The organism is Nocardia noduli, assembly GCF_019038455.1.
Taxonomy (GTDB): Bacteria; Actinomycetota; Actinomycetes; order Mycobacteriales; family Mycobacteriaceae; genus Nocardia; species Nocardia noduli.
Genome location: NZ_JAFMPL010000131.1, coordinates 1 through 19,259, shown reverse-complemented (window position 1 = coordinate 19,259; position 19,259 = coordinate 1). Strand labels below are relative to the sequence as shown.

Below are 19,259 nucleotides of genomic sequence, written 5' to 3'. Positions count from 1 at the left end.
ACCTCCCCGCCCTCCACCTGATGCTCGACCGCGCCAAACACGCCTACTGGCTCAACCCCGAGCCCGCCCGTTCCTGGTCCACCGGAGATTCCGCCGCCGGCGTGTACGCCGAGCACGTCACGATGCACGAATGCCGCAACGTCGAACAACTCGCCCGGGTGATCACCCGGCTACTTCCGGTGTGAGATTCGTACTTCGAGAGGCGCTTGCGCAACGATCGCCGTGACAACGGGCGGCAGGCTCCATTCCTCCACTAAAGTCTCCTCCGACTGGTGGCTCGGACGATTCTGGGGTGGCGATGACGGCGGAGTGGGAATTCGATGTTCCGACGACGGGTAGCAAGTACCTACCGCCCGATGCCAGGTACATGGACGCTCTCACCAGCCAGGGGTACGACTTCGAGGCCGCTGTCGCAGACCTGATCGATAATTCGATCGATGCGGGCGCCAACGATGTGGTGGTCCATTTTCTGCGCGACGGCGACGCGCTCGTCAGTTTGCTGGTGATCGATGACGGTCGGGGAATGACCGACGACGAACTCGATGTGGCGATGACGGTCGGCGGTCGACGCGGGTACGCGGCGAACGCCCTCGGCATGTTCGGAACAGGACTCAAATCGGCGTCGCTGAGCCAAGCCTCCGCGGTGACGGTCACGAGTCGGACCCGGAAGACCCGCCCCGCAGGTCGGCGGTGGGTGATGGAACGCGCTCGCACGGGGTTCCAATGCGACATCGTCGAATCGCGTTACGCCCAGGCATTGATCGACCGGTACAACGGTCAACCGATCACCTGGCAGGGCACGGTGATCCGCTGGGACGGCGTCAAGAACTTTCCACGACACGGCGGCAGCGGCCAGACCGACCGCTATCTCCAACGAACGATCAACAAGCTGGGTTTGCATCTCGGGCTGCAACTGCACCGCTTCCTGCTGCGCGAGGACTTCAACATCACGATCGCGGTCGAAGACATTCGTACCGGCGACATCTATATGAATTTCGGTGTGGTGCCGCTGAATCCGTTCGGCTACCCGGTCACCGGACATCCCGACTATCCGCGTGTGTTCGTCGCAGACGTGCCTTCGATCGGTGCGGTTCGGCTGGCGGCCCATGTCTGGCCCCCGAAGTCGTCCCTGGACGAGTACAAGTCGGTCGGCGCTGTCCTCGACCGACAGGGCTTCTACTTCTATCGCAACGATCGAATCGTTCAATCCGGCGGGTGGAACAACTTCCGTCAGCCCGAACAGCATCTCTCGCTCGCCCGAGTCGATATCGATCTCCCACCGGACACCGATGAGGTGTTTCGGCTCAGTGTGAAGAAGGAAGGTGTCGAGGCGACACCGGAATTCGTCACCGCGCTCGAGAACGCGGCGGACCACACGGGTCGTCTGTTCACCGACTATCTCGCGGACGCACAGCAGACCTATCGTGAGGCGCGCAAGCGCGCGGGTCTGACCCGCAAGGCGGTGATCCCGCCCGGTAGAGGTTTCGCACCCGCGATCACGGAGGCGGTCGAAGACGAACTGCCGATACTGCCGGGCGAAGTTCCCATCGCCGTGCAGTGGAGCAAACTCGCGGACGATGTCTTCTTCGACATCGACCGGGACAATCGGACGATCGCCCTGAATCGAAAGTTCCGGACCGCGATACTGGGCGGCCGGCGAGGCAGTCTGAACGACGCGCCGGTGATGAAGTCGATGTTGTACCTGTTGGTCCACCAACTGTTCGAGTCGGAATTCAGCGGCCCGCGCGCCAGAGACAACATCCAATTGTGGCAATCCATCCTCCTTGCCGCGGCGAGGGCCGAGATCCGCGAGATCGACAACGACGAGACAGGAGAGCTCGCGTGATCGAACTCGATGGGCCGCGACTGGAGCTGCACAGCGCTGTTCTCGCCGATATGGCAGGGAGTCGACCGAAGCGCCTGGTCAGAGCCATGGAATACCAGGCCGAGGATATTTCGGTCGACGCGCAGTCCTGTGCGAACGAGTCGGATTTTCGTCACGCACTCCTGTTGTCGGCCTCCGAAGATCGGCTCATCGACATGTGGCGCAAACAGTTGACCCGGTGGGATTTCGCCGAGAAGGCCGCTTGGTCGACGACATCACCGCGAACCGATGAGCGTCGCGCCGAGATCTATCGGATACTCGGCCTGGAGGACGGCACCGCGAAACTACTCGAGGCAGTCGTACCGATAGCCAAAGTCGCGCCGGCCGTGGTGATCAGCGAGAAATTCGTACCGTGGTACACCCCTGCGTCACAGCAGGGAAGACCGTGGTATTGGCCCTCCTACCGCAGATTGCTGGAACAGAAGAAGTGGCCGGAGGAGGCGATCGCCGGTCTCGACGCCGCGACGGACAGCGTGGTCGAGCGACTGGCGGATCCCACGCGTTCCGACTCGTATCAGTCGAAGGGCCTCGTGGTCGGGTACGTTCAGTCCGGAAAGACCGCGAATTTCACCGGTGTGATCGCCAAGGCAGTCGACGCGGGCTACCGTCTGGTCATCGTGCTCGGGGGCACGCTGAATCTACTGCGTGCGCAGACCCAGCGGCGTCTGGATATGGAACTCGTCGGCCGCGAGAACATCTTGCGGGGCGCGGGGGAATTCGAGTCCGACTACGCGGACGACCCGGCGTGGAGTCAAGGGAAGTTCATCGAATTCGGTGCTCTTCCGTCAACCTTGTCCGCGTTCGACATCGTGCGAATGACGACTCGTTACGACGACTACAAGAGCTTGTTACAGGGCATTGTCGCGTTGGAATTCGAGAAGCGTGAGCCCGCTCTGCCGCTCTACGATCCGCGCAACCTGCACCGCGCCTCGGCTCGGCTGATGGTGGTCAAGAAGAACAAGGCCGTCCTGACCAAGCTCGTCAAGGACCTCCGGAAGATCAAGACACCGTTGGCCGAGATCCCGGTACTCATCATCGATGACGAGTCCGACGAAGCATCGGTGAATACCTCGCGTTCCAAGTCACGACCGGACGCGGACCGGACGGCGATCAATCAGAAGATCGCCGATCTCTTGACCATGCTGCCTCGGGCGCAGTACGTCGGATACACCGCGACGCCGTACGCGAATGTCTTCATCGATCCGAGCGACACCGCCGATATCTTTCCGAAGGACTTCATCGTCTCGCTGCCGCGCCCCGAGGGCTACATGGGGGCCAGCGACTTCCACGATCTCTACACCGAGATCACCGACAAGGAAAAGAACTACGCCAACTCGAACGAGAAGGCCCACGTCCGGGACGTGACCGTCGAGGACGAAGACGACACCGAAGCTCTACTGCAAGCAATCGATATGTTCGTCCTGACCGCAGCCGTCAAGCTGTTTCGTGAGGACAGGGGCGGGCTCGGCGACGGCTACTTCGACCATCACACGATGCTCATCCACGAGTCCAGTTGGGTGGAAGATCATCGCGATCTTCGCGGTCGCGTCACGAAGTTGTGGTTCAACGCGGGGTATGCGGGCTCCAGCGGTCACGCCCGGCTCCGCTCGTTGTTCGACGACGATATCGCTCGGGTGTCCGGAACACGTGCGCCGAAACATCTGCTGCCTGCCTCATATGAGGAGGTCATGCCTTATGTCGGCCCGGCGGTCTTTCGGATCGGCGGTGACCAGAAGCCGATCATCGTCGTCAACGGGGACAAGGAGTTGGAGACCGGGGAGGCCGATTTCGACCGGCGATCCATCTGGAAGATTCTGATCGGCGGACAGAAGCTCTCCCGCGGTTTCACCGTCGAAGGGCTCACCATCTCGTACTTCCGCAGGCGTGCCTCGAATATGTCGGCACTGATGCAGATGGGACGCTGGTTCGGGTTCCGGCCGGAGTATCGAGATCTCGTTCGGCTCTATATCGGTCGCAGCGAGGTCGGTGCCGCCAAGCAGGATATCGACCTCTACTATGCGTTCGAAGCGATCTGTCGCGACGAGGAGGATTTCCGCCAAGAGTTGACGCAGTTCGCGGTGCTCGTGGACGGCGAGCCTCAGATCACTCCCGCGCAGGTGCCGCCGCTTGTCTCTCAGCATCTACCACTGTTGAAGCCGACCAGCCCGAACAAGATGTACAACGCTCGGCTCGTCGAGATCGATTCGGCCTGCCAATGGGTCGAACCGACTGCCTATCCCTCGGTCGTGCCGGACCTGCGGCACAACACCAAGTTGTGGCTGAACGTCCTGGATTCGACATCACCGGACGCCGTCGACGTCACGTTCGTATCGGATAAGAGTGCTGAACGCAGCTTCTCTGCCTTTCACGGCAGTCTGGACGGTCTCGAATTCCTCGAGCTCGTCCGGTCGTTGAAATGGCTGGCGCCCGGTCAGTTCCAGCCGTATCTGGAATACCTTCGGCAGGTCACCGACGCCGCGTCGGTCGATCGATGGACAGTGCTCGCGCCACAGCATCGTGGTACCGGTCAGACCCTCCGATCGGATGGAGGTCGTCGATACTCGTGGTTCGCGCGCACCCGGCGTCGCAGTCCGTTGTTCGGTGCCATCGCAGATCCGAAGCACCGCTTGGCCGCGTTGCAGATCGTGCACTCACTGTCCGACTCGGGCGGCAAACACAGTGATCGATCCGTCGATCCCCAGACCGGAGTGGTTCTGATCTATCCGATGATCGAACCCGGCCATCGGGTCGAGGCGGAATCCGGCGTAGTCGATCCGGGCCGTGTGGTCATGGGTTTCGCGTTCGTGGCCCCGACCGCGGCGCACTCGCCGAGTGGGAGAAAGGTCAGGTTCACCACTATCGATTCCTCCAAGGACGCTGCCATCATCGACACCGCGCCGGTCGACGCGTAGCGCCGAATCTGCCCGGTGCGGGCGAATCGAGCCCGCGACGAAGGTTATGATTCTCGATCATGTCGTCGGATGCGGGGGCGGCGCCATCAGCCCAGATGATCGATCTGTTCGCGGGTCCCGGTGGATTGGACGTCGCCGCACAGTGGCTGGGTATCTCCGTGACCGGCGTCGAATGGGACGAAGACGCCCTCGCGACGCGGCTCGCCGCCGGGCTGGATACCGAGCCCGGAGATGTCCGCGATCGCGGGCCGGAGTTGTTCCCGGACGCGACCATTCTCGCGGGCGGGCCACCGTGTCAAACGTTCTCGGTAGCGGGATCCGGTGTCGGTCGGGAGGCGTTGGACGAAGTACTGAACTTCGTCGACCGAATGGGTGACGGTGACCGTACCGTCCGTGTGGAACTCAAGAAGCTCAGGGATGAGCGCACCGGTCTGGTTCTGGAACCTCTGCGCTGGGCGCTCGACGCCATCGATCTCCACCGACAGCCGTACGAAGTCATTGTGCTGGAGCAGGTTCCGGCTGTGCTGCCGGTATGGAAGCGAATGGGCGAGGTGTTGCGATCCCGGGGGTACAAGTTCACCACCGACATCCTCCGCACCGAGCAGTTCGGAATCCCGCAGACTCGTCGTCGCGCGATCCTGGTCGCCCATCTCCATCGTCAACCATCGCTGCCGGTGGCGACGCACCGACGGTTCAGGCGCGACGGCTCGATCCACCCGGACGACGCGCACCTCCCCGCCTGGATTCCTATGGGTCCGGTCCTGGCGGGACACGACAAGTTCGTTGTCGTCTCGAACTACGGCACCGGCGGTGATCCGAAGGCACGTGGCAGGCGTCGGTACGACGAGCCCGCCTATACCGTGACCGGGAAGGTCTCGCGAAACAAAATGGAGACCCTCCGGGGACGGTATATCCGTAACCTGGACCACCGCGACGCAGGGCACCTCCAGACATTTCCGCGTGACTATCCGTGGACAGGCCGAGACCTCGCTCAACAGATCGGCAATGCGATCCCGCCGAGATTGGCTGTTCATGTTCTGAGCCGAGCGGTATTCGACCGTGCTCCCCACGAGAACGCGTTGAATACCGTGGTTGCGGGGCGGTGGGGAGAATTTCGGACCGGATATCGGGGTGCGCTTCTGGGGGCGGGCACCATTCCCGATGAATCCACCGAGCCACTCGATCAGCATGCTCGAACGCTCCCGACACTTTGGTGAGTATCCGGTGAATTTTCGCCTCGTCAGGCGCTGACAGGATCCACGTCGCGGGGCCTCGAGCTGCGGACTATGCCTCAGCGGTGCTGGCCGACAGCCTTTCGACCCCGTATCTCCGCGACGGCGACCGGCCGCCGCTCCGCCCGCGACAACTCGCACGCCTCGGCGACATAGAACGCTTCGAGTGCTTCCGAAGGTGCGCAAGGGTTTTCGTGCCCCTCGGTCGCGACCCCGATGAACGCCGTCAACTCCTCCATGTACGCCCGCCGGAAGCGATCCATGAAGCTGGGATACGCGGGTGGCGCGAAGGTGGGGTGGCCGGGTTCCACCGACCGCAGCGGTGCGCGATTGTCCAGCCCGACGACGGCGTTCGCTCGTGAACCGAGCACTTCCAATCGCACGTCGTACCCGGCGCCGTTGTAGCGCGACAGTGACACGGTGGCGAGCGTGTCGTCATCGAGGGTCAGGATGACGGCGGCCGTATCGACGTCACCCGCTTCGGTGAACAACGGATCTCCGCGATTCGCTCCCCGCGCGTACACTTCGACCACTTCCCGCCCGGTCACCCACCGGACCATGTCGAAGTCGTGTATGCCGCAGTCGCGGAAGATCCCGCCGGAGTGGGGGATGTACGCGGCGGGCGGTGGTGCCGGATCGAGGGTGGTGGCGCGCAGGGTGTGGAGTCGGCCGAGTTCGCCGGACCTGACGGCGGCGCGGGCGGCGGTGTAGCCGGGGTCGAAGCGGCGTTGGAAGCCGATTTGTACGGGGACGCCGGTGTTTTCGAGGTGGCGTAGGACTTCCAGGGTTCCGGGGAGGTCGGCGGCGATCGGCTTTTCGCAGAAGACGGGGATGCCGAGGTCGACGGCGCGGATGATGAGGTCGGGGTGGGAGTCGGTGGCGGTGGCGATGACCAGGCCCGCGAGGTCGGCGGCGAGGAGGGTGTCGATGTCGGGAACGGCTTCGACGCCGAGTGCGTCGGCGGTGGCGTTGGCGCGGGCGCTGTCGATATCGGTGACCAGGACGCGGTCGACCTGTGGGAGCACCCTGAGGGTTTCGGCGTGGGCGGTGCCGATTCGGCCGGTGCCTGCCAGTCCGATGGTGACGGTGCCTCGGGATGTCATCGACTTTCCTCCTACTGATGCGGTGGTATGTCGTTGTCTGTCAAGGGGATCGGTGCGGTGGTCGCGCGGACGACCAGGGTCGGTTCGACGCGGTGGCGCACGGGGTCGGTGCGGCCCTCGCGCAGACGTTCGGCGAGTGCTTCGACGGCGAGCCTGCCCATCGTGACGCGTGGCTGGTCGACGGTGGTGAGGGAGAGGTGGCGCAGGGCGGCGAGTGAGGTGTTGTCGTAGCCGACGACGGAGACGTCCCGGGGGATCCGCAGTCCGGCTTCTTCGAGGGCGGACATCGCGCCGATCGCGTTGAAATCGTTGCCGCAGACCAGCGCGGTGGGGAAATTGCCGTGGGAGAACAGGTTCAGGAGTTTGCGGACGGCGGCCATGCCCGCGGAGTCGGTGTGTTCGCTCGGCAGCACCATCGGTTCGAGGCCGTGTCGTCGCATCGCGTCGCGATAGCCGCGGCGGCGGGCGGCGGAGGTGGAGGCGCCGCCGCCGTCGAGGTGCACGATGCGGCGGTGGCCGAGGCGGACCAGGTGGTCGACGGCGAGGGCCGATCCGGTTTCGCCGTCGTCGTTGACGGTGTCGATTTCGGGGGCGGTGGAACTGCGGGAGACCAGCACTACCGGACTCTGCTGTGCCGCTTCGCGAATGGCGGAGGCGGGGAGGACGGGGGAGAGCAGGACGATGCCGCCTGGGCGGAAGGCGAGCAGGCTTTCGAGCGCGGTGCGTTCTCGGGTGGGGCTGCGACGACCGGTGTTGAGGATGAGTTCGAGGCCTGCCTCCCGCGCCGCCGCGTCCATGCCCTCGACGACGTCGGCGAAGAAGGTGTTGCGCAGGTCGGAGACCATGACCCCGACGATATCGGAGGTTCCGCCCGCCAGGGAGCGGGCCATGAGGTGCGGTTGGTAGCCGAGATCCTTCGCGGCGGCCAGCACGGCCCGCCGACGATGCGCGCTGACCTTCGGCGAGTCCCGCATGACGAGGGATACCAGCGCCCGGGAGACACCGGCGCGGGCGGCGACGTCGTCCATGGTCGGACGTCCCATGTCGCCTCCGCCGGTGGTTCGGTTCGACCTGCCGTGACGGAGGTTACAAGGTCGGCGCTGCCCCGGCAATAGAGCGCTCCAATAGCGCAAGCTCTCGGTCGACCGATTGATGGGAGGAGTGAATGCGCAGGTAGATCGCTATAAATACATCGGCGGCGCGCCCCTTGACATGCTGTGGTGTGCGTTACATAGTTGGAGCGCTCCAACAGTCGGAGTCCACTCGCACGTCGAAGGCCGGAGAGTCCGATGACCGAATCTCTCTACCCGCTGCGTATCGCCGCCGCACCGATTTCCTGGGGTGTGTGCGAAGTCCCGGGATGGGGGCACCTGCTGGACGCGCGCACGGTGCTCGCCGAGATGGCCGCGCTCGGCATCACCGCCACCGAACTCGGCCCGCCCGGATATCTGCCCACGGAACCGGGAGTGTCGCGCGGACTGCTGGACGGATTCGGTATCGAGGCGGTCGGCGGGTTCCTCGCGACGGTGCTGCACCGCGAACCCGAACGCGCGCTCGAACTGGCCCGCGAAACCGTGGCGATGTTCGCCGGGTGCGGCGCCGAGGTCCTGGTCCTCGCGGCGGCTACCGGCCTCACCGGCTACGACACGCGTCCCCGGCTCACCGGCCCCGAATGGCGGACGCTGGTGACGACCGTCGCCGCCATCCGCGATATCGCCGCCGCCGACGGCGTGCGCACGGTGCTGCACCCGCATATCGGCACCCATGTGGAAACCGAATCCGAGGTCGAACGGTTCCTCGCCGATTCCGATCTCGATCTCTGCCTCGACACCGGGCACCTGCTCGTCGGCGGTACCGACCCGGTTCTGTTGGCGCGCAGGTACTCGGACCGGATCGGCCATATCCACCTCAAGGATGTCCGCCTGGCGGTCGTCGACGAAATCCGTTCGGGGCGGCTCGAATACAGTGACGCCGTCCGGCGCGGACTGTATGCGCCGCTCGGCACGGGGGATATCGATGTCGCGGCGCTGGTGCGGGTCATGCGGTCGGCCGGTTATCGCGGCTGGTACGTCATCGAACAGGACGTCGTCCTCGATACCGGTGCGTCAGCGGAAATACCCAGCGGGGATATGCGGGTCAGCCTCGACTATCTGTCCGCCGTGGGGTTCGTGGCGGATTCGGCGCCGGTCTAGCGGTGACCGATCTCGAAGTGCTGACCGTCGGCAGGGTGGGCGTCGACCTCTATCCGCAACAGAGCGGTGTCCCGCTCGCCGAGGTCGAGACATTCGCGAAATACCTCGGCGGCACCGCCACCAATGTCGCGGTCGCCGCCGCGCGTCTGGGCAGGCGTAGCGGGGTGCTGACCAAGGTCGGCCCGGACGGCTTCGGTGGTTACGTCCGCACCGCCCTCGAGCGGTTCGGCGTGACCGCGCGCTACGTCGGCACCGCCGCGGATCTGCTGACACCCGTGGTCTTCTGTGAACTCACCCCGCCCGCCGACCCGCCGCTGCTGTTCTATCGCGCGCCGATCGCACCGGATCTCACACTGACCCCGGACGAGGTGCCCTGGGATGTCGTGGACTCGGTGCCGCTGCTCTGGGTGACCGGCACCGGTGTGAGCGCCGAACCGGCTCGCGGCACCCAGCACGCGATCCTCGAACGCCGCGCCCGCCGCGCGCACACGGTGCTCGACCTGGATTACCGGCCGATGTTCTGGCCCGACGAGACGACGGCGACACGCGAGATAGGCAACATGATCGGTCACGTGACGGTCGTCGTCGGCAACCGCGCCGAGACACGGGTCGCGGTCGGTACCGCGGACCCGGATGAAGCCGCCGATCGCCTGCTGGCGCGCGGCGTGCGAATGGCCGTGGTCAAACTCGGCGCGGACGGGGTGCTGATCGCCACCGACCGCGAACGCTGGACGGTGCAGGCCTGTCCGGTGGAGGTGGTGTGCGGGCTCGGCGCCGGTGACGGATTCGGCGGCGCGCTCGTGCACGGACTGCTCTCGGACTGGGACCCGCACCGCATCGCCACCTACGCCAACGCCGCGGGCGCGCTGGTGGCGTCTCGCCTTGCCTGTGCCGACGCGATGCCCACCGTCGCGGAGATCGAGGAGTTGCTGTGCCGATGAGCCGGTCGCACCCGGTCGGGACTCGACGTCGTGCGGCGATGTCGCCGAGAACGACCATGCTGAGCGCGATCGGTCGATACCACCTGCCTGTTCTTCCCCCCGCGGGACACCCGCCCAGCCAGCGGAAGGGGCGATCGGCCGTGGACGCGCACCGAGAACGAGGTCCGATGAATCCCCTTGACGGGACATGGATTCGATGAGGCTGCACCGCCCTTCGGGCACGCTCGCAGACGGAAACGACCCGGTGTCGCTCACACCGGAGGACGCCGGGTGGTCCTACACCGGCCTCCGGGTAGTTCTGGTACCTGCCGGGTCGACGCGCATCCTGCACACCGGCGATTCCGAGGCCTTCGTCGTGCCACTGGCAGGATCGGGCACCGTCCACGTCGACGGCCTGACCTTCGAATTGCGCGGCCGCGATTCGGTGTTCACGCGGGTCACCGATTTCGCGTACATCCCGCGCGACGCGGAAGTCCGGCTGTCGAGCGCGCACGGTCTCGAAGCCGCGCTGCCCATGGCTCGGTGCGAACGCAGGCTGACGCCGAAATACGGTCCGGCCGAGGATGTTCCCGTCGAGGTGCGCGGAGCGGGGCGGGCGACGCGTCAGGTCACCAATTTCGGCGTCCCCGGGGTCTGGGACCACGCCGACAAACTCAACGCCTGCGAACTGATCACCCCGGACGGCAACTGGTCCTCCTACCCGCCGCACAAACACGACGAGGCGAGCGATTGCGAGGTCGTCAACGAGGAGATCTACTACTTCCGTATCGCCGGTCGCGACGGAATCACGCCGTCGCGTACGGGTTTCGGCCTGCACCGCACCTACACCGCCGACGGCGCGCTGGACGAGAACGTCGCGGTCCGCGACGGCGACGTCTTCCTGATCCCGCGTGGATACCACGGCCCCTGCGTCGCCTCGCCCGGTTATCCGATGTACTACCTCAACGTGCTCGCGGGCCCCGCCCCGCAGCGTTCGATGGCGTTCTGCGACGACCCCGCCCACACCTGGATCCGCGAGCGCTGGCGCGACGAGCCCGCCGATCCGCGCTGCCCGGTCACCGACCATCGGGGCAAGCGCCCGTGAGCGAGTTCACCGAAGGACGGCCCGCATGGAACTGACCACGGCTCGGGCACTGGTGGCATGGCTGATCGCCCAGCGTTCGGAAAGTATCGACGGACGCGAAGTCCCGCTGTTCCCGGCGGTTTTCGCGATATTCGGGCACGGCAACGTGCTCGGCCTCGGCACCGCGCTCCAGGAGCGCGCCGCCGAGATCCCGGTCTGGCGCGGTCAAACCGAGCAGGGCATGGCACTGGCCGCCGTCGGCTACGCGAAGGCCACCGACCGCAGGCAGGTGGGGGTGGTGACCTCCTCCATCGGTCCGGGGGCGTTGAATATGGTGACCGCCGCGGCCGTCGCCCACGCGAACCGTCTTCCGCTGCTACTGCTGCCCGGCGACACCTTCGTCGGCCGGGCCTCCGATCCGGTCCTGCAACAGGTCGAGCATTTCGGCGACGCGACGGCCACCGTGAACGACGCCTTCCGCCCGGTGAGCCGATATTTCGACCGGATCACCCGCCCCGAACAGTTGCTCGCGACGCTTCCCCAAGTGCTCCGCGTGCTCACCGACCCGTCGGAGACCGGCCCGGTTACATTGGCCCTGCCGCAGGATGTGCAGGTCGAGACGTTCGATTTCCCCGAGACGCTCTTCGAGCCGACCGTGCACCGAATTCCACGTCCCCGCGCCGATATTCGCGAACTCGATGAAGCGTCGGCGCTGCTGCGGACGTCACGGCGGCCGCTGCTGGTGCTGGGCGGGGGCGTGCGGTACGCGGGGGCGGCGACGGCCGCGATCGAACTCGCGCGACGGCACGGCATCCCGATCGCGGAGACCACAGCGGGACGCGCACTGGTCCCGCACGATCACCCGCTCTACGCCGGGCCGCTCGGTGTCACGGGTTCGGAATCGGCGAATACTCTCGCGGCCGAGGCGGACGTGGTGCTGGCCGTCGGCACCCGTCTCCAGGATTTCACCACCGCGTCATGGTCCGTCTTCGCCGAGGGCGTCCGGCTGATCACCGTCAACACCGCGCGTTTCGACGCGGTCAAACACGGTGCCGTCGCCGTGGTGGGTGACGCCGCCGCGACCCTGCCCGAGTTGTCGCCGCCGGGGTGGACGGCCGACCCGGACTGGACATCTCGCGCGGCGCGACTGCGCGCCGCCTGGGACGCGCGGATCGACGCGCTGCGCGCTCCGGCGACCGGGATGCCGACGTACGCCCAGGTGGTGGGGGTCGTCAACGAACTCAGCGAGTCCGGTGACTACGTCATGACCGCGGCGGGCGGCCTACCCGGCGAACTCGTCGGGGGCTGGCGGGCGACGGGTGGATCGCCCTCCATGGACGTCGAGTACGGCTTCTCGTGCATGGGTTACGAACTCGCCGGTGCGTGGGGTGCCGCGATGGCGCGTGCGGACGGTCTGGTGACGACCCTGCTCGGCGACGGCTCCTACCTGATGGCGAATTCCGAACTCTTCTCCGCCGCTTTCGCCGGCCATCCATTCGTGGCTGTGGTCTGCGACAACGACGGATACGCGGTGATCGCTCGGCTCCAGGAGGGCCAGGGCGGCACCGCGTTCAACAATTTCTTCGCCGACTGCCGTACCGAGCACACGGCCCCGCCGAGGGTCGATTTCGCCGCGCACGCGCGGGCGCTCGGCTGCACGGTTTTCGCCGTGTCCGCGCTCGACGAATTCCGGGACGCCTACGCGCGGGCCCGCGCCGCCGCCGTGTCCCGGCCCGCGGTCGTGGTGGTCCGCACCGATCCGCGCGTCTGGACCGAATCCGGGGCGTGGTGGGAAGTCGGTGTGCCACAACATCTTTCCGGGGGCACCGAATACCGGGCCGGGAAGCGGGATCAGCTGCGCTACCTGCGCGGTCGATGAATCCGACTCGTATTCGGTGACGGATACCCCTTTTGGGAGATCGCACGCATATTCGTGTCTCCGGCGAGGGATAGCTCACAGTGGGCGGCGCCGTAGGTGGAGGAATTCCGCGGATCGTGGCATCGTTGATGTATGAGACCAGGGCATTCCGTTTTGCCAGAATCTGGCTCGTCAACAGAAAGTATGAAATGGCTCAAGGCATTGTGAAGTGGTTCAACAGCGAGAAGGGCTTCGGCTTCATCGCGCAGGACGGCGGAGGCCCCGACGTCTTCGTGCATTACTCGGCTGTCAGCGGTTCGGGCTTCCGTTCCCTCGATGAGGGTCAGCGCGTGGAGTTCGAGATCGGCCAGGGCCAGAAGGGCCCGCAGGCCCAGGACGTGCGCGTTCTCTGATCGCAGCGGCCGCGCTCTCTGATCGCGACCAGGCTTCGACGGCCCCCGTACCCTTCGGTGCGGGGGCCGTCGCCATGTCCGCCCTTGTCGTCGGCGTATCGGGTCGCGAAGATCCACTCGTGCAACGCCTCGCCGCCTTCGCCCGGCGGATTGTCCCGTCCCTGGGTCGGTCCGGCGACACAGCCGTCCAGAGAGATGGAGATGTTGTGCGCGCGCAGCTTCGCCAGGGTCGGCCCCGTCCCTATGTGCTTGCATTATGCAATCGGTGGGGCCGAGGTCGGACCGGCCGGTTGTATATTGCAAGCAGTAGAACCGACGGAGGAGCATCATGCGCGACGAGGGACGCTCGGGTTGCCCGATCAACGCGACCATCGAGGTCATCGGCGATCGGTGGACCCTGCTGGTGCTGCGGGACGTGATGTTCGGTAACCGCAGGTACTTCCGGGAGATCCAATCGGGCTCCGAGGAAGGTATCGCCACCAATATCCTGGCCGACCGGCTCAAACGCCTCGTCGCCGCCGGGCTGCTCACTCGCGAGGACACCGTACGCGGACAGAAGGCCGAATACCGGCTCACCGAACCCGCCATCCAACTCGTCCCGGTCATGGCGCACCTCGGCGCGTGGGGGCTGCGGCATCGCCCGACCACCGAGCGGTTGCGGGTGCGCGCCGAACTGCTCGAGCGGGGCGGTCCCGAACTGTGGTCCGAGTTCATGGACGAACTGCGGGAAGCGCATCTGGGTATTCCGCGCCCCGATCCCGACCGGCCCACCGCCACCGACCGGCTGGCGCGGGCGTACGCGGCGGTCGCCGAGAGGTAGACGCGATCGCCCGCCGCGATCTGTGGCCGTGTGCCACAGGCGATCACGGCGCGCCGTGACGGAGCCCGGTTGGGGAACCGGGCGCGCCCGGCGTTCGCGCACGTGACACCATAGATCCATCGGGCACGTCCGCAGTGGGCGGTCGGCGCCGGGTATGGAGGAACGCGCACCATGGTTCACGGCACGGTGAAATGGTTCGACACCGAAAAGGGGTTCGGTTTCATCGACCAGGACGGCGACGGTCCGGATGTCTTCGTCGACTACCTCGAGCTACAGGGATCGGGATTCCGCGTGCTGACCGCCGGGCAGCGGGTGCAGTTCGAGGTGCGTCTGGTGAAGGCGGGGCCGGAAGCCGTCGCCGTGCGGGTCGTGGGCTGAACTATCGTCGCGCGCCGACGGCCAGCGCCTCGGCGCGGAAGAATTCCGCGGTCAGAGCTCTGGCCCGGTCGGTGTCCGGGTCGGGTGTCCGGGGAAAAACGTCTGCGGCACGGTCGAATTCGTCCATGATGAAGGCCGCGATCGGGGTCGGGACCGCGCCGCTGCCCATTTCCCTGGTGCGCGACTTGAGTTCGGTCAGCTCCGTCACCGCCGCGACGAAATCGTCGGTGAGCGTGCACTGTTCGAGTAGTGTCGGCAGGTGCATGGGCGCGACGGCGGCGCCGGGGTGTTCGCGCAGCCAACGCAGCGCCATGGCCGGGCGCAGTGAGTAGAACACCTTCTTGAGCGAGCCATGGTGTTCGGCGAGTTCCCACTGTTTGCGGCCCAGGTGCAGGTAGTGCCGCGCCACCTTGTTCCGATCGGCGACCCGGTCGGCCAGCTCGCGCAGGTCGTCCCGGAAACGGTCGTCGGCCCGGTACACGATGGGTGACATCAGCCACTCGATGAGCACGGCGTTACCGCTCACCAGCAGTCGCAGCGCCTTGGCGAGATCCCACCCGTTGACGTCGAGCAGGCCGACCAGCGGTGTTTCGATCACGTCCCGACCGCGCCACGGCGTCAGGTAGTCGTCGAGGCTCGCGATGTAGACGAAGCGGCAGTCGTAATCGGAATCGGGGGAGGGGAACCCCCATGCGCGGCTCCCGCTTTCGATGGCCAGGCGCACCGAGACCCGATGGTCGAGCTCGACCCGGTCCAATTGGGCATCGATGGCCCCGACCACGGTCGGGTCCATCGAATCGGGGATAGCGCGCAGTGCCATGGGCCGATGGTAGGGGTCGACCGTCGATCGGTGCAGCTCGTTTTCGGCGATGCGCGGGAGCGCGGTCGCGGACGGCGGAAGATTACCGGACGGGCCGGAACATCTATCACCAACGGATCACGGTGCGGCGTGACCCCAATTCCATGGGCACCGGAGTTAATGGCTCCGGTGCTTTGGTGGCGAGAATTGACCGGCATCGATCCTCGCGTTCACCTCGCATTTTCACGCGATCTCAATGATTTCGACAGGGTCTTCTCAAAGATCGAAGTTGGTCGGTTGTCCATCAACTTGATCATGTATACATGCAGGTCAGAGCCATATTTTTGAGGCGCAAGCCCTGAATTTTCGTGGCCTTGGCCATTCTTTCGGATGCGATGTGTTCTGCGTCACTAAATATCTCGATTACGTAACCGGATTCGTGGTACCTCCGATGTGTCCAATGTCAGCCAGTTGCGACTGGATATATTTCGACGAAGAGGAAAACAAATGATCCCCGTTATCATCGACACCGGTTCCGCTGCCCTGAACGGCATCTTCAGCACCGCGGGCGCGGCGCTCACCGGTCTCTTCAACACCCTGTGGACGGGTTCCTTCGGCGGCTGATCACGCTGTCGGTCGGTCATCGACCCGGTTGCGCGCCGCATGCTCGGCGCGACCACTGTGGGAAGGCCTCGCACCCGGCGGTGCGGGGCCTTCCGCCGTCGTGACACCGCGATTCGCCGACGGCGACGCCGCGCGTGCCGGGGGGCAAGGCCACCCGAAAACGCGCCGACTAAGCTCGAGTCGGTAATTGCCGACCCTCTTCCCAGGAGTATCCCACCGTGAGCCAAGCAGGCCGTCCTGTTGTTCTGATCGCCGACAAGCTCGCCCAGTCGACCGTCGACGCGCTCGGTGACGGTGTCGAGGTTCGCTGGGTCGACGGCCCCGACCGCCCGGCGCTGCTCGCCGCGGTCCCCGAGGCCGACGCGCTGCTCGTCCGCTCCGCGACCACGGTGGACGCCGAGGTCCTCGAAGCGGGCAAGAATCTGAAGATCGTCGCCCGCGCGGGTGTCGGCCTCGACAACGTCGACGTGCCGGCCGCCACCGAACGCGGCGTCATGGTCGTGAACGCGCCGACCTCCAATATCCACACCGCCGCCGAGCACGCGGTCACCCTGATGCTCGCCGCCGCGCGCCAGGTCCCCGCCGCCGACGCCACCCTGCGCGAGCGCACCTGGGCGCGCAGCAAGTTCAACGGCGTCGAGATCTTCGACAAGACCGTCGGCGTCGTCGGCCTCGGCCGCATCGGCCAGCTCTTCGCCGCGCGCCTGGCCGCCTTCGAAACCAAGATCGTCGCCTACGACCCCTATGTCTCCCCGGCCCGCGCGGCCCAGCTCGGCATCGAACTGCTGAGCCTGGACGAACTGCTCGAGCGCGCCGACCTGATCTCGATCCACCTGCCGAAGACCCCGGAGACCAAGGGCATCATCGGCAAGGAGGCGATCGCCAAGACCAAGCCCGGCGTGATCATCGTCAACGCCGCACGCGGCGGCCTGGTCGACGAGGCCGCGCTCGCCGACGCCATCAAGTCCGGCCACGTGCGTGCGGCGGGCCTGGACGTGTTCGAGACCGAACCGTGCACCGACAGCCCGCTGTTCGACCTGCCGCAGGTCGTGGTGACCCCGCACCTGGGCGCCTCCACCTCCGAGGCCCAGGATCGCGCGGGCACCGATGTCGCCAAGTCGGTACTGCTGGCGCTCGCGGGCGAATTCGTCCCCGGCGCGGTGAACGTCACCGGCGGCACGGTCGGCGACGAGGTCGCGCCGTGGCTCGACATCGTGCGCAAGCAGGGCGCCCTGCTCGGCGCGCTGTCGGACGAACTGCCGGTGTCGGTCGAGGTGCAGGTGCGCGGCGAACTCGCCGCCCAGGATGTCGCGGTGCTGGAACTGTCCGCGCTGCGCGGTGTCTTCTCGGCGCTGGTCGAGGATCAGGTCACCTTCGTCAACGCGCCGACGCTGGCCAAGGAACGCGGTATCACCGCGCAGGTCACCACCGCGCCGGAGAGCCCGAGCCACCGCAGCGTCGTCGATCTGCGCGCCGTCTTCGGTGACGGACGCACCCTGAATGTGGCGGGCACGCTCACCGAGCCGCAGCAGGTGCAGAAGATCGTCAACATCAACGGTCGTAACTACGACATGCGCGCCGAGGGCCTGAATCTGGCCATCCTGAACTACGACGACAGGCCGGGCGCGCTCGGCAAGATCGGCACGAAGCTGGGCGAGGCGCAGGTCGATATCCTCGCCGCGCAGCTGAGCCAGGATGTCGACAAGGAAGGCGCCACCGTCATCCTGCGCGTCAACCGCGAGGTTCCGGCCGAGGTCCAGGCCTCGATCGCCGAAGCCGTCGGCGCGGCCAAGATCGTCCTCGTCGATCTGTTCTGATCGCCGCTACACCTCACGGTCAGAACTGAACGGAGCATTGTTGTCATGAAGCTTGCTGTCATCCCGGGTGACGGAATCGGTCCCGAGGTCATCGCCGAGGCGCTCAAGGTGCTCGACGTCGTCGTGCCCGGCGTCGAGAAGACCGAATACGACCTGGGCGCCAAGCGCTACCACGCGACCGGCGAGATCCTGCCCGACTCGGTATTGCCCGAGTTGAAGCAGCACGACGCCATCCTGCTCGGGGCGATCGGCGACCCGTCGGTGCCCAGCGGGGTGCTGGAGCGCGGCCTGCTGCTGCGCACCCGATTCGCGTTGGATCACCACGTCAACCTGCGGCCGTCGAAGCTGTATCCGGGCGTTACCAGTCCGCTCTCCGGTGATCCCGACATCGATTTCGTCGTGGTGCGTGAGGGGACCGAGGGCCCGTACACCGGTACCGGTGGCGCGATCCGTGTCGACACCCCGCACGAGGTGGCGACCGAGGTCAGCACCAACACCCGCTTCGGCATCGAGCGTGTGGTGCGCTACGCCTTCGCCAAGGCGCAGGCTCGGCGCAAGCATCTGACATTGGTGCACAAGAACAACGTGCTCACCTTCGCCGGGTCGCTGTGGCAGCGGACCGTGGACGAGGTCGCCGCCGAATTCCCCGAGGTGCGGACCGCGTACCAGCACATCGACGCCGCGACCATCCACATGGTCAACGATCCGGGCCGATTCGACGTGATCGTCACCGACAACCTGTTCGGCGACATCATCACCGACCTCGCGGCCGCCGTCAGCGGTGGTATCGGTCTGGCGGCCAGCGGCAATATCGATGCGTCCGGGGTCAACCCGAGCATGTTCGAGCCGGTGCACGGCAGTGCCCCCGATATCGCGGGGCAGTCCAAGGCCGACCCGACCGCGGCGATCCTGTCGGTCTCGCTGCTGCTCGAGCACCTCGGTGACGCCGACGCCGCCGCCCGCATCGAGGCGGCGGTCGCCAAGGATCTCACCTCGCGCACCGAGGCGGCGTCCACCGTCGCGATCGGTGACCGCATCGCCGCCGCGGTCTGACGCGAACGGCACGACGAAAGGCAAGCCCCGCACTGGAATCCAGTGCGGGGCTTACCTTTTCGTGATCCGCGCAGCTCGCGGTTGTTCGATTCCGGTGAGACGACCGCATCCCGTGTTATCGCGGGGGCGTCGGCGGTGACGGGAACTGTGGCGGGGCAGGGTATTCCGG

General features: G+C 66.2%; 15 protein-coding genes and 1 pseudogene. 13 read left to right on the top strand and 3 right to left on the bottom strand.

The features are described 5' to 3' along the window. The 4 genes and pseudogenes from JZ792_RS37035 to JZ792_RS37020 all read left to right on the top strand — a co-directional run. Positions 1–185, top strand: a pseudogene (locus JZ792_RS37035) (hypothetical protein); the annotation flags it as partial. A 113-nt stretch (positions 186–298) separates the two neighbouring features. Beyond that, complete coding sequence (locus JZ792_RS37030) at positions 299–1,846, top strand: ATP-binding protein (protein ID WP_216917559.1); 1,548 nt, start codon at positions 299–301, stop codon at positions 1,844–1,846. After that, a complete protein-coding gene (locus JZ792_RS37025; protein ID WP_308165604.1) occupies positions 1,843–4,797 on the top strand; it encodes a Z1 domain-containing protein in 2,955 nt (984 codons plus the stop codon). Before JZ792_RS37030 ends, JZ792_RS37025 begins: the two co-directional genes overlap by 4 nt. 59 nt (positions 4,798–4,856) lie before the next feature. After that, complete coding sequence (locus JZ792_RS37020; protein WP_216917557.1) at positions 4,857–6,014, top strand: DNA cytosine methyltransferase; 1,158 nt, start codon at positions 4,857–4,859, stop codon at positions 6,012–6,014. A 74-nt stretch (positions 6,015–6,088) separates the two neighbouring features. Here JZ792_RS37020 and JZ792_RS37015 read toward each other — a convergent pair whose 3' ends face one another. Beyond that, the gene (locus JZ792_RS37015; RefSeq protein WP_216917556.1) at positions 6,089–7,132 is read right to left on the bottom strand and encodes a Gfo/Idh/MocA family protein; all 1,044 of its coding nucleotides are present in this window, start codon (positions 7,130–7,132) and stop codon (positions 6,089–6,091) included. A gap of 11 nt (positions 7,133–7,143) precedes the next feature. Next, positions 7,144–8,175 carry a LacI family DNA-binding transcriptional regulator gene (locus tag JZ792_RS37010; protein ID WP_216917555.1) on the bottom strand — a complete coding sequence of 344 codons (1,032 nt, stop codon included), beginning with the start codon at positions 8,173–8,175 and terminating at the stop codon, positions 7,144–7,146. Between the two features lie 246 nt (positions 8,176–8,421). Between JZ792_RS37010 and JZ792_RS37005 the strand changes: the two genes are divergently transcribed. The 7 genes from JZ792_RS37005 to JZ792_RS36975 all read left to right on the top strand — a co-directional run bounded on the left by JZ792_RS37005 (position 8,422) and on the right by JZ792_RS36975 (position 14,797). Continuing rightward, positions 8,422–9,324 (top strand): TIM barrel protein, encoded by a 903-nt coding sequence (locus JZ792_RS37005; RefSeq protein ID WP_216917554.1) that lies wholly within the window; start codon positions 8,422–8,424, stop codon positions 9,322–9,324. Between the two features lie 2 nt (positions 9,325–9,326). After that, the gene (gene iolC, locus JZ792_RS37000) at positions 9,327–10,265 is read left to right on the top strand and encodes a 5-dehydro-2-deoxygluconokinase (RefSeq protein ID WP_216917553.1); all 939 of its coding nucleotides are present in this window, start codon (positions 9,327–9,329) and stop codon (positions 10,263–10,265) included. Positions 10,266–10,461: 196 nt separating this feature from the next. Further along, complete coding sequence (gene iolB / locus JZ792_RS36995) at positions 10,462–11,349, top strand: 5-deoxy-glucuronate isomerase (RefSeq protein WP_438804428.1); 888 nt, start codon at positions 10,462–10,464, stop codon at positions 11,347–11,349. 25 nt (positions 11,350–11,374) lie between these two features. Next, a complete protein-coding gene (iolD, locus tag JZ792_RS36990) occupies positions 11,375–13,207 on the top strand; it encodes a 3D-(3,5/4)-trihydroxycyclohexane-1,2-dione acylhydrolase (decyclizing) (RefSeq protein ID WP_216917551.1) in 1,833 nt (610 codons plus the stop codon). A gap of 188 nt (positions 13,208–13,395) precedes the next feature. Beyond that, positions 13,396–13,599 (top strand): cold-shock protein, encoded by a 204-nt coding sequence (locus JZ792_RS36985; protein ID WP_014987157.1) that lies wholly within the window; start codon positions 13,396–13,398, stop codon positions 13,597–13,599. A gap of 328 nt (positions 13,600–13,927) precedes the next feature. Next, the gene (locus tag JZ792_RS36980) at positions 13,928–14,419 is read left to right on the top strand and encodes a winged helix-turn-helix transcriptional regulator (RefSeq protein WP_216917550.1); all 492 of its coding nucleotides are present in this window, start codon (positions 13,928–13,930) and stop codon (positions 14,417–14,419) included. 171 nt (positions 14,420–14,590) lie between these two features. Beyond that, complete coding sequence (locus JZ792_RS36975; RefSeq protein ID WP_109528066.1) at positions 14,591–14,797, top strand: cold-shock protein; 207 nt, start codon at positions 14,591–14,593, stop codon at positions 14,795–14,797. 1 nt (position 14,798) lies between these two features. Here JZ792_RS36975 and JZ792_RS36970 read toward each other — a convergent pair whose 3' ends face one another. Next, a complete protein-coding gene (locus JZ792_RS36970) occupies positions 14,799–15,617 on the bottom strand; it encodes a nucleotidyltransferase domain-containing protein (protein WP_216917549.1) in 819 nt (272 codons plus the stop codon). A gap of 821 nt (positions 15,618–16,438) precedes the next feature. Between JZ792_RS36970 and serA the strand changes: the two genes are divergently transcribed. Further along, positions 16,439–18,037: a phosphoglycerate dehydrogenase gene (gene serA / locus JZ792_RS36965; RefSeq protein WP_216917548.1), complete on the top strand. Its 1,599-nt coding sequence runs from the start codon at positions 16,439–16,441 to the stop codon at positions 18,035–18,037. A 45-nt stretch (positions 18,038–18,082) separates the two neighbouring features. Next, complete coding sequence (locus tag JZ792_RS36960) at positions 18,083–19,090, top strand: 3-isopropylmalate dehydrogenase (protein ID WP_216917547.1); 1,008 nt, start codon at positions 18,083–18,085, stop codon at positions 19,088–19,090. The last annotated feature ends 169 nt before the right edge of the window (positions 19,091–19,259 follow it).